Source organism: Microbulbifer bruguierae, from assembly GCF_029869925.1.
In the GTDB taxonomy this organism is placed as follows: Bacteria; Pseudomonadota; Gammaproteobacteria; order Pseudomonadales; family Cellvibrionaceae; genus Microbulbifer; species Microbulbifer bruguierae.
Genome location: NZ_CP118605.1, coordinates 4121326 through 4136930, shown reverse-complemented (window position 1 = coordinate 4136930; position 15605 = coordinate 4121326). Strand labels below are relative to the sequence as shown.

The following is a 15605-nucleotide window of genomic DNA, read 5'->3' as shown; positions in this document are numbered from 1 at the left end:
ACCAACAGATGTGCTCAGCGCGTAGAAATCGCCGACTTTCCGCAGTATTTGACGAATATTTAGCAGACCAATCGGTCAAATCCGAATTTTTAGTGCCAATCGCAAGACCCGTAATAAATTTACAAAAACCTGTTGGTCAGGTGTCCTTTCACATAGAGCGAAGCGCTTCGTACAGCTCAAACTTTCCTGATACAGGTATTAAGTACGCCGCGAGTCGCCGCAACGCGCCCTCCTGTCCCCCCAATGACCATCAAGCCATCGTCGCCCAGCCGTTAACCGGGTAAACTGCCGGGCTGGGTAAAACAAGGAATAACGCCGACCATGAAGAGCACCATCAATGACGTGGCCGCCAGAGCCGGGGTGTCGATCAAGACCGTTTCACGGGTTATCAACAGCGAACCCTCCGTGCGCCCCACAACCCGCAAGAAAGTCATGGACGCGGTGGCCGAACTCCACTACCAGCCCAACCTTGCCGCCCGCAACCTGGCCGGCAGTCGCAGCTACACCATTGCCCTGATCTACGACAACCCCAACGCCTACTATGTGATCGACATGCAAAACGGCATCCTCGAGACCTGCAAGGCGCGGGGATATGAACTGCTGATTCACCCCAGCAACGCCAAGTCCGATACCGTCAACGATGAACTGCGTGCACTCGTTGAGCACTCCAAGGTCGCCGGCGTGGTACTGACCCCGCCCTTCTCGGAAACCCAGTCAGTCATCGACGAAGTAAAAAGACTCGGTCTCGACTACGTGCGCATTGTGTCCAGCGGTGCCGCTGCGGGGGATGAAGACAACTGCATCCAGGTGGATGACAACGCCGCGGCCTACGACATCACCAGGCATCTGATCGAGCATGGTCACAAGCGGATCGGTTTTCTGTGCGGTGGCGAAGAACACGTGTCCACCCACGGACGTCTTGATGGCTACAAGGACGCCCTGCAACAGGCAGGGATCAGCATCGACCCCGCGCTGATTATTCCGGGGGAATACTCATTCGATTCCGGTGTCGAAGGCGCCAAACGGCTTCTGGCAATGGAAAACCCTCCAACGGCAATCTTCGCCAGCAACGACGAAATGGCGGCCGGTGCGCTGTTTGCCGCGCGCCTGATGCATATTGAAATTCCGAAGCAACTTTCCATCGTCGGCTTCGAGGACAGCCCCTTCTCCCGCCAGACCTGGCCCAAGCTGACCACGGCCCACCAGCCGAACAACGAAATTGCGAGGTGCGCTGCCGCACTGGTGCTGAACAAGGCCCGCAGCAAAGGCGCAGCAGAGTCCGCCTCCGCCAATAAGGATGCTGGCATTACCAAGAAGTTCGTACCCGAACTGCTGGTGCGCGACTCCACCGGCCACTCGCCGGCCTGAGACGATCAAATCGTTCCGACGTTTTCTACAGACAAAAAAAAGCCCTCACTAGGAGGGCGAATGATGACGAGAACCAAAGAGAAGCATCAAAGAAATCCTTTTCAATAAATCTCCAGCAACAGGAAAACGGACTGGCTGAAAAGCGCACCGGGAATATTCCCGGTCGCCTTCAGGTAATAACTTGTTACTTCCAACTGCGCATCTTGTGCCCTTTCAGGGCGTAAAACAGGATGAACAGGTAGGCGGGAATCGCCAGAACGTAGGCCAACTGACCGTCACCAGTATCTGCAAAGTGGCCGTACAGCGGTGGCAAAATCGCACCTCCGGAAATACCCATGATCAGCAGTGCCGCGCCTTTGGAGGTAAATTTACCCAGGCCTTCCAGCGCCAGCGGCCAGATCGCCGGCCAGCACATGGCATTGGCGAAGCCGAGCAGTGCTACAAAGTAAACCGCATTCGGAATCTCGGGCAGCCCGAAGTGCGCCAAGGTCGCCGCGGACATGACAGTGCTTTCCAGCGAGCCACTCATGACCGCAAAGGTGAACACAATACCCAGGACCGCAGAAATTAGCAGCGCAGTCTGCTGAGTGATAAAGCGCGGAATGGCGATGGTGCCGTAGATGTAACCCAGAACCATGAACACCATGGTGTACGAGGTCAGAACAGAGGCAACCGCAGTATCCAGGCCCGCCTGCTTACCCAGCAATCCTATGGCGTCACCGGCGATCACTTCCACACCCACGTAGAAAAACAAGGCAATGGCTCCGAGAATCAACTGCGGGAATTTTTTCAGCCCCATCAGGGTAACCGCCGCTTCTTCCTGCCCCTCCACTGCTTCGTCTTCAATGTTGGGCAACGGCGCAAACATCATGGCGACGGCCAACACAAATCCGAGAATAGCCATACCGATGTAGGGGGTCACCAACTGACCAGCCAACTCGGAAAGCTTGATATCTTTCGCTGCTGAGTCCAGAGCAGCGAGCTCCGCATTGGATACACCGCTGATCCCGGACATTACCAAAGCGGCAAACACCAGAGGTGCAACAATACCCGCGCCCTTATTGAGCAGACCCATAATGCAGATACGCACCGCAGCCGTGTCTGCCGAACCCAGTTTGACCACATAAGGGTTGGACGCGGTCTGCAGGATAGTGAGACCGGAGCCCACCACAAACTGCGCCAGCAGGAAGATACCGAACATACGGCTGTAAGCCGCCGGGATAAATACCAGCGCGCCCACCGCAACCAGCACCAGCCCCAAGGCCATCCCGACTTTGTAGCCGGTGCGCTCAATGATGGCTGCCATGGGCAACGCCATCACGGTGTAGGCAATATAAAACGCAGAAGCCACCAGCATCGCCTGAAAGGCACTCAGCTCACAGATGGTCTGCAGGAATGGGATCAGGGCCCCGTTCAGCCAGGTCACAAAGCCGAAGATAAAAAACAGAAGGCCGATGATCACCATTGGCAAAACGCTGCTGCGCGTTTCGCTCTGAGCAATGACTGCTGTATTCATAAATTCACCTTTAATTATCGTTATCGCGTGTTAATCAAAATCGTCATCAGGTTTTATTGCTTTGTAGGAGCCTGCCTGCAGGCGAACAGCTCAGAGCATTGACCGGTTCGCCTGCAGGCAGGCTCCCGCACGAAGCTCTATTCACTTGCTGAAAAAACTTCCCGTCCACCGATCCAGGTTTTCTGCACCTGAAGCTGGTCATCAATCAAAATCATGTCCGCCGGTGCGCCGGCGACAAGGCGCCCGGCGTCGGTCCCCAGATATTCCGCCGGATACAGTCCAGCCATACGCAATGCTTCGGTCAGTTCCACCCCGCACCAGTCGCGTATATTGCGCACCGCGCCGATCATATCCAGATGCGATCCGGCCAGTTCACCGGTTGTAGAGGTCAGCTTGTCGCCGTGCCGGGTCACAACCCGATCAAACAGCGGGAAGCTCATTTCATCACTACCTACCAGTGACATGGCATCGGTTACCAACATGACCTTGCCACGGGGCTTGGCCTTCAGCGCCAGAGTCATGGCCGCTGGGCTCACATGATGACCGTCGGCAATCAAGCCACACCAGCAGCCGTCGCTGATCAGCGCCATCCCCACCATTCCCGGATCCCGGGAGTGCAGTGGTGACATGGCGTTATACAAATGGGTGAAACCTGTGGCTCCGGCGGCAATAGCAGCGGCCACCGTATCTCCGTCCGCGTTGGAATGCCCGAGGCATACCTTTACCCCCAGCGCCACCAGCGTTGCAATGTCCTGCGGTGCCACGTTTTCCGGCGCCAGGGTAACCATCTTCAGGCCCAGGTCATCGCGAGCAAAAACTGCCAGCTCAGCGTCACTCAATGGACGAATAAATTTTTCTTCGTGGGTGCCCTTTTTCGGCACACTCAGGTGCGGCCCTTCGAAGTGCACCCCCAAAACGCCCGGCACCCCTTCCTTGATTGCCGCACTGACAGCGTCGGCGGCCTTCTGCATCACGCCTACCTCATCGGTAATCAGCGTGGGCATGAAGCCCGTAGTGCCATAGCGGGCGTGAGCGGCAGACATCTTACCGAGGGCATTGACGGTGGTGTCGTTATTGAACAGGGCACCGCCGCCACCATTGACCTGCACGTCGATCAGCCCCGGAGCAAGCAGCCCCCGCAGTGATACGGCCCCCGCGGCGGGTTCACCACCAACCGCGACCACCCTGCCCTGATCAATGGTGAGCGCCACGTTGCGGTGAATTACCTCACCATCAAACAGTTGCTCTGCGATATACGTCTGCGCCACTTGCCCGCTCCAGGATTCCGTTGTCGACCTTACACAGTCTGGGTGACTTTTTTCAGGCCGGCCGGTTCATCCGGATTGATGCCGCGACTCACCGCCACATGGGCAACATCGAGATAAAAACGCTGCAGCAGCGCCAGAGGTGCGATACGCGGATGCACACTTTTGCTGGGCACATGCAGATTGATCAGGGTACCGCCGCGGCGAATGATGTCAGCGATTTGCTCGCTGTGTGCCTGGAAGGATTCGTCTTCGATCGGCACGTTTACCACGGTCAGCTTCTGTTCCACCAGCGTCACCGGACCGTGCAGGAATTCCGCACTGGAGAAGGACTCCGCGTGGATGTTGCACACTTCCTTCAACTTCAGCGCCAGCTCACGGGTAATGCCGTAGCCGGGACCGCGCCCCAGCACCACCAGATTCTTCACCTCCGCCAGATCTTCCGGGCGCAGCTGCACACCGGACTCGACCGCTTCGCTCAGCACCTCAGGCAGCCTGTCGACACCAGCTTTCAGCGCTTCATCCTGAGTCCAGTTAGCCACCAGTTGGAGTACCGCAGCCAGGGTGGCGAGATAACTCTTGGTAGCGGCAACTGCCAGCTCAGGACCCGCCTTCAGCGGCACCACCTGATCGACGATATCTTTGATCGGCGCGCTTTCATCGTTTACCAAGGCAATGGTGTAAGCACCAGCGTCTTTGGCCATTTGCGCCTGCGCAAGAATGTCGGGACTGCGGCCAGACTGGGAAATCACGACAACCAGTGCATCTTCCAGCTTGAGTTTTTTACCGTACACACTGGAAACCGACGGCGCAGCGGCGAAGGTCGGCGTGCCGGTTTCGATTTCGATCAGGTACTTGGCGAACACACCGGCGTGGTCGGATGAGCCACGGCCGACGATCATCACAAAGCGCGGCGGCTTGTTGCGCAGGCGCTCGCCCAGCTCCGCCATGATGGGGGCATTGCTCTGCAGTTGTTCGGCAATCCGGCTCGGGGCTTCGCGGGCCTCGCGCTCCATTACGGTCATCGTCATAGATGCATCCACCTTGTTGCCCTCAACGGGAGTCGCTGCACTCATATATCTATCCGTTTAACTTTGTTGTTCTAATCAGAAACGCGTACTTATCCAAAGAGCGCTTTGCTATCGGACTCTTCCGCCACCTTGGCATCCCCATCTGCCAATGCCGCCAGTGATTGCTGGGCAAAGTACACACAGCCCAGTTCCGGGGGGTCCAGCGGATCTGACATCTTCTCCGCCACATGGGGTTTCAGCCAGGGTTTCAGGCGCGGTGCCAGACCGCCAATCATGGCCAGACGCGGGGGCCTGCTCTCCATCAACTTATCTGCAAGATCGCTGATATAGTCCGCACCATCGCGCATGATCGAAGCTGCGACTGGACAGTTTGCCTCTGCGCACTCGACCACCGGCACCGCCAGCCTGGCGTATTGACTGGACGGCTTACCCGCCATCATTTCAATCACGTCGTAGGGATCGTCGGTACCCAATGCCTTCTGCACTTCACGGCTGAGCATCGAATTTTCCGCCAGTCCGTCCATAACCATCAGTACATACTTGATAGCTTCCATACCCAGCCAGGCACCGCTGCCCTTGTCCCCATGGGGAAAGCCGTGACCACCGACAATGACTTTGCGACCGCCTGTCCAGGCGTAGCCTACAGAACCGGTACCAGCGATGATGACCGCCCCATCGCCGCCACGGTGAGCACCGAGACAGGCGGAGTGCTGATCAGTAGTGAGGAACATCTGTTTGAATGGGTGAGCCCAGGCCAGCATTTCGTTATACAGGCGCGGCATATTGACGCCCGCAAGGCCAACGCCGGCCACCAGCTCCCCCAGGGTTTCTGCCGGCAGACCAGCTTCTGCCACGGCCAGGGCGGCGGAGCGCACGATGGAATCAATCGTTTGAGCGTAACCGTGAAGTGGGTTGGCGGGTCCGGAAACACCGGTGCCCAGCAGGCGATTGTCGGCGTCAAAGATGGAAGCGCGACATTTGCTGCCACCACCATCTACACCAACATAAAGGATGTCCCTGCTTTTTCTCGAAGCAACCATCTGAACTGGCCCCTAGCTTTTCTATTGTTATCAGTCCTTACCGGACTCTCCACTGCAATTCATGCACCCCGGGAAAGACCGGCCTGGCGCATACGGCGCCTGTGCCAATATGTGGGAGATACTACAAGACAAATGACAGCGTTGTCATGCCATTTTCCAAAAAAAACTGAGATTTCTTCCAGCGCGGGCAGATTTTCACCACCGTCAATGCAAGCATATCCCCCACCCCACCCTCCAGAAGCCCCACGATACCGCCAGTTGACCAGCAGCACTCGTCAAAATTTGACCAAAAATTCGGAACTTGATTTGAGAACGAAGAAAGCAACGAGCTCAGCCCGGTTGCAATAACTTCGTCACAGTTTTCTGCGATAAAGCGCGCGCCTGCGGATCACTCTGTTCGCAATCCACACCGCGAAAGCAACATGCATGCACCGCGCAGGCAACCAGTCAACGCCATCAGGAAGCCCAGGGGGAAACAATGGAAGGCAGCCGCAGAATCAGAAGCAGTCGCGGAAAAACCATTCTTTCAATGCTGTCGGCACTGCTCCTGCTGCTTGCCGGCACAGTGCTCGCCACCGAAAGCGGCCCCAGAACCCTGTTCCGACTGACCGGCTCCAACACCATTGGCGCCGACCTGGCCCCGGCCCTGGTAAAAGAATACCTGCAGTCCCTCGGCGCCGCCGATATCAGCCAGCGCAGCGACGGCGAAAAACACTGGATCAGCGCGCAGCTCAACGGCGAGCCAGTTATCGTTCCCATCATTGCCCAGGGATCCAGCACCGGCTTCAAGGCGCTGGATGAAGACAGTGCCGATATCGCCATGGCCTCGCGCAAAATCAACACCAAAGAAATCGACCTGCTGGCCCGCTTCGGTGACTTTGCCGGCCCCCAGGCAGAACACGTGATTGGCCTGGATGCACTGGTGATCACGGTGCACAAAGATAACCCCATCACCCAGCTGAGCATGGCGCAACTGGCCCAGATTTACCGTGGTGAAATTCGCAACTGGGCGCAGCTGGGCGGAGCGGATCTGGTCATTCGCCCGCTGCACCGGGACATGGATTCCGGCACCCGTGCGACCTTCGATGAGGAGGTATTCGGCGGCAGTCGCACTGCCAACCCGTTTACCTACGAAGTCTCCGGCAACCACGAGACCCGCTCCCTGGTATCCCGTGATCGCGGCGCTATCGGCTACCTGCCATTTGCCGATGCAGACGGCATGCACAAAGTGGCAGTCAAGGCCGGAGAACTGGCGGCAGTGGTGCCCGACCGCGGGATCATTGCCACCGAGGACTTTCCTCTTACCCGCCGCCTTTATCTTTACCGCAACCCGATTCGCTACAATCCGCAGATTGGAGCCTTCCTGCATTTTGTCGAATCACACGTTGGCCAACGCGTGGTCGCCGGCATCGGCTTTATCAACCTCACCCCGGTGGCACTGCAAATTGCACCTTACGCCAACGCCCCACAAAACTACCACACGCTGATGCAGACCGGCTCCCGCCTGAGCATCTCCTTCCGCTTTGCCGATGGCAGCAGCGAACTGGACAACCGCGCCCTGCGCGACCTGCACCGCCTGCAGGACTTCATGGCAGCGGCCGAAAACCGCAACCTCTCCCTGACACTGGTGGGCTTCTCCGACCATAAGGCCAACAGCAATATCTCCAACCTGATTTCCCGTTTCCGCGCTCTCAAGGTACAGGGAGCCCTGCTGCGCGAACACCAGCTGGGCGACAGCCAGATTATGTCTGTCGGCGCCTTTGCTCCCCTTACCGCCGACAGCGAACAGGGACCAGTCAAAAACAGTCGCGTGGAAGTCTGGATTAACTAATAGCAAGCCTTGACGGTAACCAACTATATTTACCGTCATGACTACCGCGATACTTCACCAGCCCGCCCTGCGCACCGCCAGTATTCTGCTGTCGCTCATTTTATTGCTCGGCGGCTGCTCCAGCGTACGCCTGGTGTACGACCACCTCGACTGGTGGATGGACCGAACCCTCAACAAATATCTCGACCTGAAAGGCGCGCAGAAAGACCTGCTGTCCCAGCGGGTCGATGAATTCCATCGCTGGCACCGCCAGACCCAGCTGCCGCGCTACGCAGACCAGTTCGAGCAACTGGCCGCGCAGGTAGACAACCCGGACAACAGCCCGGAACACTTGAAAGAAGTAGAGCAGCAAGTTAATGGCTTCGTGCAAGCATCTCTGGGAATGCTGGTGGACCTGCTACTGCCGATACTGATACAGCTCGACGACAAGCAGATTGACCAGCTGGCAGAAAATGCCCGCGAAGAGCGCGAGGAGTCGCTGGAGAAATGGGAAAAATCCCAACGCAAGCGGGAAAAGGAAATCCGTAAACAGGCAGAACGCTGGCTCGGCGACCTTACCCCGGCTCAGGATGCGATGATCGACCATCAGGTGGCCACCACCGCTTTCGATCCCAAGCGCCGTGACGCCCAGCGCACCCTGTGGACCGATGCGTTCATCCAGACCTTGCGCAACAAACCTGCGGGCTATGAAAAACAGCTGCGGGAAATGTTGACCAACCCGCAGACCCTGTGGCCCGACGACTACCGCCAAATGCAGGAGCAGCTGCGCGACCAGGCCAGAACCCTCGCCGGTGAGATACTTGAAAGCTCAACGCCCGCACAGCGAGAGCACCTTAAGACCACCCTGCGGGAATACGCGGCGGACTTCCGTATCTTGGCGGCAGAGCCCCACTGATCCCTGCACCGACCTCCCGGGATATCTCATCCAGCGAATCACGGCACAGTCAGTTTCAACTGCAACAAATTTTCCGCCAAAACCCCTATTTTTCGTGGGATTTTTGCCAAAAAAGCCACAGAAAACATGACGCACCCCACGGCTGCTGATAAGCTCCCGTCCCCGAGTTCAACCGCCATTTACCCGTCAACCGATGAGGAGTTTCCGTGCGTATCGAAACCGCCCAACGCGACCAGCTGCAACAGTGGGAAAAGGAACTGGAACAGCAATACCAGCGCATTTGCCAGCACAACCTGAGCCTGGACCTGACCCGCGGTAAGCCGTCTGCGGACCAGCTGGCCCTCTCCGATGAACTGGACGGAATTCTCAACGGCGACTACCGCGCCCCGGACGGCACCGACACCCGTAACTACGGTGGCCTCGAAGGCATCCTCGCCGCGCGCGAACTGGGCGCCGATATTCTGCAGGTACCGCACGACGAAGTACTCGCCGGCGGCAGCAGCTCCCTGACCCTGATGTACCACGCGGTGCTCACCGGCTACCTGTTCGGCTTTGCCGGCAACCAGCCATGGAAAGACATGAGCGCACCGAAGTTCCTGTGTCCGGTGCCCGGCTACGACCGCCACTTCTCCATCTGCGAACAGCTCGGTATCGCCATGGAGACAGTGCCGATGACCGCCACCGGTCCGGACATGGACGTGCTGGAACAGAAAATCCGCGAAGACGACCAGATCATCGGTCTCTGGTGCGTCCCCAAATTCTCCAACCCCACCGGCGTCACCTACGATGCCGATACCGTCGACCGCCTCGCGCAGCTGGCCAAAATCGCCAATCCCGGCTTCCGCATTTTCTGGGACAACGCCTACGCCATCCACGATCTGGACCACCAGGTAAAACTGCCGAACATCCGTGAAGCGGCGCTGGGTAACGACACCGCAGATTCCGTATTGCAGTTCGCTTCCACTTCCAAGGTGACCCACGCCGGTGCCGGTGTTGCTTTCGTCAGTGCCAGCCCCGCCAACCTGGCGTCCCTGAAAAAACAGATGTCCGCCATGACCATCGGCCCGGACAAGGTCAATCAGCTGCGTCATGTGCGTCTGTTCCCGGAGCTTTCCCAGCTGAAGGAGCATATGGAAAAACACGCGGAAATCCTGCGTCCGAAATTTGCCTGTGTACTGGAGCATCTGGACAAGAACTTTGTGGATTCCGACCTGGGCGAATGGGAAACCCCGAAGGGCGGCTACTTTGTCTCCTTCAACACCCGCCCCGATTGTGCCCAGGAAGTGATTCGCCTGTCGGCGGAAGCCGGCGTAAAGCTCACCCCTGCCGGCGCCACCTTCCCCTATGGCAAGGACCCGGAAAACACCAACATCCGCATCGCCCCCAGCTTCCCGCCGCTGGAAGAGCTGGACACTGCGATGTCGATTTTTGTGTTGTGTGTGAAACTGGCCAGTGTGCGCAAGGCACTGGAAGCGGCCTGATTTTTCGCTGCTCCAGAAACGAAAAAAAGAAACGAAAAAAACCGGCAATTTGCCGGTTTTTTTATCGCCCGAATAACCCACCTTTGTAGGAGCCGGCCTGCCGGCGAACAGTCCGGAGCCTTGAATGGTTCGCTTGCAGGCAGGCTCCTACAGGAGAGTTTCAGATTTCGTTGCGCCGCGTTTGCCAGGTAATCGGCCGCGCGTACTGGTCCACCCGCTCATCCACTCCCAGCAGCATGGCAAACAAGGCCATCCTCACCAGAAGTCCGTTGTCCGTCTGGCGGAAAATCGCCAGGCTCGGATGCTCATTCAGATCCGAGTCCAGTTCGTTCGCCTCCGCACGGGAGTCCCGGGGCAGGGGGTGCATGATCACCGTATTGGGTTCCGCGTGGCGGGTGAAAATATCCCGGTTGAGGCGGAAGCGGCCGCGGTAACGGTCGGCGTCCGCCTGGGATTCAAAACGCTCTTCCTGGATACGCGTGGAATAGACGATATCCACATGTTTGATCGACGGCTCCAGTTGATCGGTAATCGTCACCTGGTGCCCCGCCTCTCGCAGCTTCTCCACCACCATCTCCGGCATGGCCAGCTCCCCCGGCGATACCAGGACCAATTGCACGTTTTTGAATAAACACAGTAACTTGCACAGGGAGTGCACGGTGCGGCCATGCTTAAGGTCACCGATCATGGCGATGCGGAAATTGTCGAGCGAACCGCCCTTGCCTTCCAGCTCCTTACGGATGGTGTAAAGGTCGAGCAACGCCTGGGTCGGGTGCTCGTTGGCGCCGTCACCACCATTCACTACCGGCACCCGGCTCGCCTCCGCAAACTCCGCCACGGAACCGGCTTGAGGGTGACGCATGCAGATCACATCGGAGTATCCGGAAAGTACACGTGCGGTGTCATACAGGGATTCGCCCTTGGCCAGCGAGCTGGCAGATACGCCAACCGTCTCGCGCACTGTGCCGCCGAGCAGGTTGAAGGCACAACCAAAGCTCACCCGGGTGCGGGTGCTTGGTTCGAAAAACATATTGCCGAGGATTGCGCCCTCGAGAACCCGGGTAACTTTTTCCCGGCGGGCGTAGGGAACCATGGTGTCTGCAACGGAAAAGATGCGGTCGATGTCGCCGCGTTCGAATTGGCTTACGGAAAGAATATTGGCGCCGATAAAGTCCATTGTTTCTCCACTATCTGGGCCGGGATCACCGGCTGCTTTACCGGGCGCGTATTCTACGCGCGAGCCCGCCTCCGGAACAGAGACACTTTGCGGGGGGATCGGCTTTGCTGGGTAAAAACACCGCGCACCCAGCAAAGCCTGACTCGCACACGCACCGCGAACGCTTCTGCGGCTCACGCCATCAACGCGTCCCCCCAGGCCTCCAGCTGATCCAGCAGGTCGCCGCGCTCCGGGAACGCCTCACGCAACCGCGCCAGCTCCTCATAATAGGCTTCCATGGTAATACTGGCGCCAAATGCCGGGTCGGTCAGTCGCTGATAGCGCCACTCCTCCCAGCGCTCCCGTTCCTCGTCATTCAGAGTCTCGGGGAAGTTCCGCGCCCGCAGGCGAAAGAGTAGTTCCGGCAGGCGTGAATCGGTAAATGTCACCTGCCCCGCCAGCGCCTCCGGGCCGCGACTGGCCAGGGCGTTGTGCAACTGTCGGCAGAGATCGCGATCGGCATCGTTCATAAAGCCGTCGTAGAGGCGCGCCTCGACATCTTTTGCCGGAAATTCACCGTCAAGAAATACCCGATGCAGTTTTTCTGTCAGGTCCAGCTCACGAAGCACCTGCCAGTTGGCCTCGCAGGCAGCCTTATCGATGCCGAGCTCTGCGGCGCGCTGGTCCGAAAGCATATTGGCCGGTGCCAGCACCGGGCAGCGGTTCAGGTGGATAAGCTTGAGTCCTGCGGGCAGTTCACCCTCACCCAGCTTGTCGCGAGCGGTGTAGAGGCGTTCGCGCAGGTTATCCGCATCCAGGTCGAGAATGGGCTGCGGGTCCATGCCGAGGTTTACACAGATGACCGCGTTGCGGTTTACCGGGTGCATCGCCAGCGGCAGCACATAGGTGAGGTGTCCCTGACTTGCGGGTACCTTGCCGGACACATGCAGCAGCGCCTTGCGCTCGCGAGGATTCAACAGTTTCGCCACTTCCTGCTTGCGGCGCAGATTGAAAACGTAGTCGTAGAGACGCGGCTGGCGGTCGCGGATCAGCCGCGCCATGTCGATGGTCGCGCGCACGTCCGAAAGCGCGTCGTGGGCGCCCTCGTGGCTGATACCATTAGCCGCGGTGAGCTCCTCCAGACGGAAGGACGGCACCCGCACCCCGTCCGCAACTTCGCGCTCGGGCCAAACGATACCCTCTGGGCGCAGTGCGTAGGTGAGACGTACCATATCGATGATGTCCCAGCGGCTGTTGCCCGAACGCCATTCCCGTTCATACGGATCCAGCAGGTTGCGGTAGAGTGTGTGGCGGGTGACCTCGTCGTCAAAACGCAGACTGTTGTAGCCCACACCACAGGTACCGGGCGCCCCCAGCTCATCGAGGATACGGCGGATAAATTCAATTTCCGGCAAACCTTCGGCAAAGGCTTTCTGCGGTGCCAGCCCGGTCACCAGCGCCGCCATTGGTTGCGGCAGGCAGTCGCTCGCGGGCCTGGCATAGATCATCAGTGGTTCACCGACGATATTGAGGTCTTCGTCGGTGCGGATACCGGCAAACTGGGAGGGCTTGTCTGCACCGGGATCCACCCCCCAGGTCTCGTAATCGTGCCAGTAAAGTGTGCTCCCCATGCTTCGCCACGCCCCCTTGCAATTCGAAAAAGTCAATTCGAGAAAGCCGCCATGGTAACCCAACTGGCGCACCTTCTGTCCGAACACCGGTTGCAAAGCCCCCACCGCCCATTAAAATCCCGCCTTCTTCTATATTGTCCAAGACTTCCAATCCGGATTGCGCTCACCTATGAACATTCGCCAGCAGCTCAACGACATCTTCCAGACCGCCATGACCGCCGCGGGTATCCCCGCCGAGTGCAGCCCGGCGGTGGCACCTGCCAAGAAGGCCGGCTTTGGTGACTACCAGGCCAATGGCGCTATGGCCGCAGCCAAGAAGGTGGGAACCAATCCCCGCGAGCTGGCGGCGAAGATCGTCGACAATCTGGGCGAGCGGCCGATGATCGAGAAAGTCGAGATCGCCGGTCCCGGCTTTATCAACATCCACCTGAGTGATACCTGGCTGGCGGGCACCCTCGCCGCCTCCCGCACCGACGAGCGCCTGAATATCGCCAAAGTGGCCGAGCCCCAGACCGCGGTGCTGGACTACTCCCACCCCAACCTCGCCAAAGAAATGCACGTGGGCCACCTGCGCACCACCATCATCGGCGACGCCCTCGCCCGCCTGCTGGAGTTCCAGGGCCACAAGGTGATTCGTCAGAACCATATGGGCGACTGGGGCACCCAGTTCGGCATGCTGCTCGCACACCTGGCGGATCAGATGGAAAATCAGGATGCTGAGGTGGCGCTGGCGGATCTGGAAGTGTTCTACCGTGAAGCCAAAGTCCGCTTCGACGAGGAAGAAGGCTTCGCCGACCGCGCCCGCGAATACGTAGTGAAACTGCAGGGAGGCGATGCAGACTGCCTGAAGCTGTGGCAGCGTTTTATCGACATTTCCATCAGTCACGCCGAGGAAATCTACGAAAAGCTGGACGTCACCCTGCAGCGCAAGGATGTGTACGCTGAGAGCCAGTACAACGACGACCTGCCGGTACTGGTGAAAGACCTGATGGACCGCGGGATCGCGGTAGAAGACCAGGGCGCAATTGTCGCCTTCCTGCCGGAAATGGCGGACAAGGAAGGCAACCCCAGTGTCGTGATCATCCAGAAACGAGGCGGCGGCTACCTCTACGCCACTACCGACCTGGCCGCGATCCGCTATCGCGCCAACGTACTGAAAGCCGACCGTATTCTGTATGTTGTCGACGCGCGCCAGTCGCTGCACCTGCAACAGGCATTCACCGTAGCCCGCAAAGCCGGCTATATCGCCGACGACCAGACCCTCGAGCACTGCGCCTTTGGCACCATGATGGGCGACGACGGCAAGCCGTTCAAAACCCGCAGCGGCGGTACTGTGAAACTGGCAGCCCTGTTGGACGAGGCCGTTGAACGCGCCACCGCACTGGTAGCGGCAAAGAACCCGGAGTTGAGTGCTGAACAGCAGGCGGAAATCGGCCGCGTAGTAGGCATTGGTGCGGTGAAATACGCCGACCTCAGCAAAACCCGCACTAACGACTATGTGTTCAACTGGGAGTCCATGCTGGCATTTGAGGGCAACACGGCACCTTACCTGCAGTACGCCTACACCCGCGTTCGCAGTATTTTCCGCCGTGCCGGCATGGAGCCGTCAGCACTGACCGGAGCGATCCAACTCGGTACCGATGCTGAGCGTGCCCTCGCGATCAAATTGAATCAGTTTGGCGAAGTGCTGGATCAGGTGACCAAAGACACCTTCCCTCATGTTCTGTGTACTTACCTGTACGAACTGGCCAGCGCCTACATGGGCTTCTACGAAGCCTGTCCGGTATTGAAAGAGGGAGTCTCGGAAGAAGATAAGCTGAGCCGACTGCAGCTGTGTGACCTGGTGGCCCGCACTTTGGCTACCGGCCTAGGCCTGCTGGGTATTGAAGTACTGGAGCAGATGTAAAAGCCATCTGCAAACGCAGAATTAGCAGGTTATCGAATATAGCTTAACGATCGGCGCTTTCCGGCATTATCCGGGAAGTGCCTGCCGCAGCTCCTGCTCCAGCAGCTGCCGGGCTTTGGCCAGATCCGAGTCCCGAATCAGCCACAGCTCGGAGTTCCAGGCCAGCTCGATTTCGATTTTCTGACCAGACCATTCCCGCACTTCGCTTTCCGGTTCGTCACCGTGCCTTTTTTCAGTCGCTTCCGCACGAATTTTCTGGGTCAACACGGAACAGCCCGCAGACTCCAGAAGATTTCGTAAATAGCTGCCAAGCAGCTGATCGTTCGTCGTAAAAATTTTGCTCGCCATTGTGCGAATGGTTAACCGCTCCACGCCGGGGCTTGTGCCTCGACGCTCTCTTTCCGTTGATCAAGTATTCAGCTCCACTAGCGTCACCGTGACATCAGTGGCGGCCGGGAACAAAACAAAAGGGTTACTTAAAACAT

At 58.4% G+C, this 15605-nt stretch carries 12 protein-coding genes; 5 read left to right on the top strand and 7 right to left on the bottom strand.

The window, feature by feature from the left end:
* The first annotated feature begins 321 nt into the window (after positions 1–321).
* Positions 322–1368, top strand: coding sequence for a LacI family DNA-binding transcriptional regulator (locus PVT68_RS16890; protein ID WP_280320148.1), 1047 nt, complete (start codon positions 322–324; stop codon positions 1366–1368).
* A gap of 184 nt (positions 1369–1552) precedes the next feature.
* Here the strand turns inward: PVT68_RS16890 and PVT68_RS16885 are convergent, their stop codons facing one another.
* The 4 genes from PVT68_RS16885 to nagK form a co-directional block, all read right to left on the bottom strand.
* Positions 1553–2884: a sugar MFS transporter gene (locus PVT68_RS16885; protein WP_280320146.1), complete on the bottom strand. Its 1332-nt coding sequence runs from the start codon at positions 2882–2884 to the stop codon at positions 1553–1555.
* A gap of 137 nt (positions 2885–3021) precedes the next feature.
* Positions 3022–4152 (bottom strand): N-acetylglucosamine-6-phosphate deacetylase, encoded by a 1131-nt coding sequence (nagA, locus tag PVT68_RS16880; protein ID WP_280320144.1) that lies wholly within the window; start codon positions 4150–4152, stop codon positions 3022–3024.
* Positions 4153–4181: 29 nt separating this feature from the next.
* Positions 4182–5225, bottom strand: a complete 1044-nt coding sequence (gene nagB-II / locus PVT68_RS16875) for a glucosamine-6-phosphate deaminase NagB-II (RefSeq protein WP_280320142.1) — start codon at positions 5223–5225, stop codon at positions 4182–4184.
* Positions 5226–5269: 44 nt separating this feature from the next.
* A complete protein-coding gene (gene nagK / locus PVT68_RS16870) occupies positions 5270–6220 on the bottom strand; it encodes an N-acetylglucosamine kinase (protein ID WP_280320140.1) in 951 nt (316 codons plus the stop codon).
* Positions 6221–6698: 478 nt separating this feature from the next.
* On the opposite strand from nagK, the gene PVT68_RS16865 reads away from it, so the two are divergent.
* The 3 genes from PVT68_RS16865 (at position 6699) to PVT68_RS16855 (ending at position 10427) form a co-directional block, all read left to right on the top strand.
* A complete protein-coding gene (locus PVT68_RS16865) occupies positions 6699–8051 on the top strand; it encodes a phosphate ABC transporter substrate-binding protein (protein ID WP_280320138.1) in 1353 nt (450 codons plus the stop codon).
* A 37-nt stretch (positions 8052–8088) separates the two neighbouring features.
* A complete protein-coding gene (locus tag PVT68_RS16860) occupies positions 8089–8946 on the top strand; it encodes a DUF6279 family lipoprotein (protein WP_280320137.1) in 858 nt (285 codons plus the stop codon).
* Between the two features lie 206 nt (positions 8947–9152).
* Entirely contained in the window at positions 9153–10427 is a 1275-nt protein-coding gene (locus PVT68_RS16855; RefSeq protein WP_280320134.1) for an aminotransferase class I/II-fold pyridoxal phosphate-dependent enzyme, read from the top strand.
* Positions 10428–10587: 160 nt separating this feature from the next.
* Here PVT68_RS16855 and PVT68_RS16850 read toward each other — a convergent pair whose 3' ends face one another.
* Complete coding sequence (locus PVT68_RS16850; protein ID WP_280320133.1) at positions 10588–11604, bottom strand: aspartate carbamoyltransferase; 1017 nt, start codon at positions 11602–11604, stop codon at positions 10588–10590.
* A 173-nt stretch (positions 11605–11777) separates the two neighbouring features.
* The gene (gene sbcB, locus PVT68_RS16845; RefSeq protein ID WP_280320131.1) at positions 11778–13214 is read right to left on the bottom strand and encodes an exodeoxyribonuclease I; all 1437 of its coding nucleotides are present in this window, start codon (positions 13212–13214) and stop codon (positions 11778–11780) included.
* Between the two features lie 169 nt (positions 13215–13383).
* On the opposite strand from sbcB, the gene argS reads away from it, so the two are divergent.
* Positions 13384–15120, top strand: coding sequence for an arginine--tRNA ligase (argS, locus tag PVT68_RS16840; RefSeq protein ID WP_280320129.1), 1737 nt, complete (start codon positions 13384–13386; stop codon positions 15118–15120).
* A gap of 66 nt (positions 15121–15186) precedes the next feature.
* Here argS and PVT68_RS16835 read toward each other — a convergent pair whose 3' ends face one another.
* Complete coding sequence (locus PVT68_RS16835) at positions 15187–15387, bottom strand: hypothetical protein (RefSeq protein WP_280320128.1); 201 nt, start codon at positions 15385–15387, stop codon at positions 15187–15189.
* Between the last annotated feature and the right edge of the window lie 218 nt (positions 15388–15605).

What these genes read in the sequence shown, in the direction of transcription:
- PVT68_RS16865 (WP_280320138.1), top strand. Translation starts at nt 6,699, where the DNA reads ATGGAAGGCAGCCGCAGAATCAGAAGCAGTCGCGGAAAAACCATTCTT.
- sbcB (WP_280320131.1), bottom strand. Translation starts at nt 13,214, where the DNA reads ATGGGGAGCACACTTTACTGGCACGATTACGAGACCTGGGGGGTGGAT.
- PVT68_RS16850 (WP_280320133.1), bottom strand. Translation starts at nt 11,604, where the DNA reads ATGGACTTTATCGGCGCCAATATTCTTTCCGTAAGCCAATTCGAACGC.
- PVT68_RS16890 (WP_280320148.1), top strand. Translation starts at nt 322, where the DNA reads ATGAAGAGCACCATCAATGACGTGGCCGCCAGAGCCGGGGTGTCGATC.
- PVT68_RS16885 (WP_280320146.1), bottom strand. Translation starts at nt 2,884, where the DNA reads ATGAATACAGCAGTCATTGCTCAGAGCGAAACGCGCAGCAGCGTTTTG.
- nagK (WP_280320140.1), bottom strand. Translation starts at nt 6,220, where the DNA reads ATGGTTGCTTCGAGAAAAAGCAGGGACATCCTTTATGTTGGTGTAGAT.
- nagB-II (WP_280320142.1), bottom strand. Translation starts at nt 5,225, where the DNA reads ATGAGTGCAGCGACTCCCGTTGAGGGCAACAAGGTGGATGCATCTATG.
- argS (WP_280320129.1), top strand. Translation starts at nt 13,384, where the DNA reads ATGAACATTCGCCAGCAGCTCAACGACATCTTCCAGACCGCCATGACC.
- PVT68_RS16860 (WP_280320137.1), top strand. Translation starts at nt 8,089, where the DNA reads ATGACTACCGCGATACTTCACCAGCCCGCCCTGCGCACCGCCAGTATT.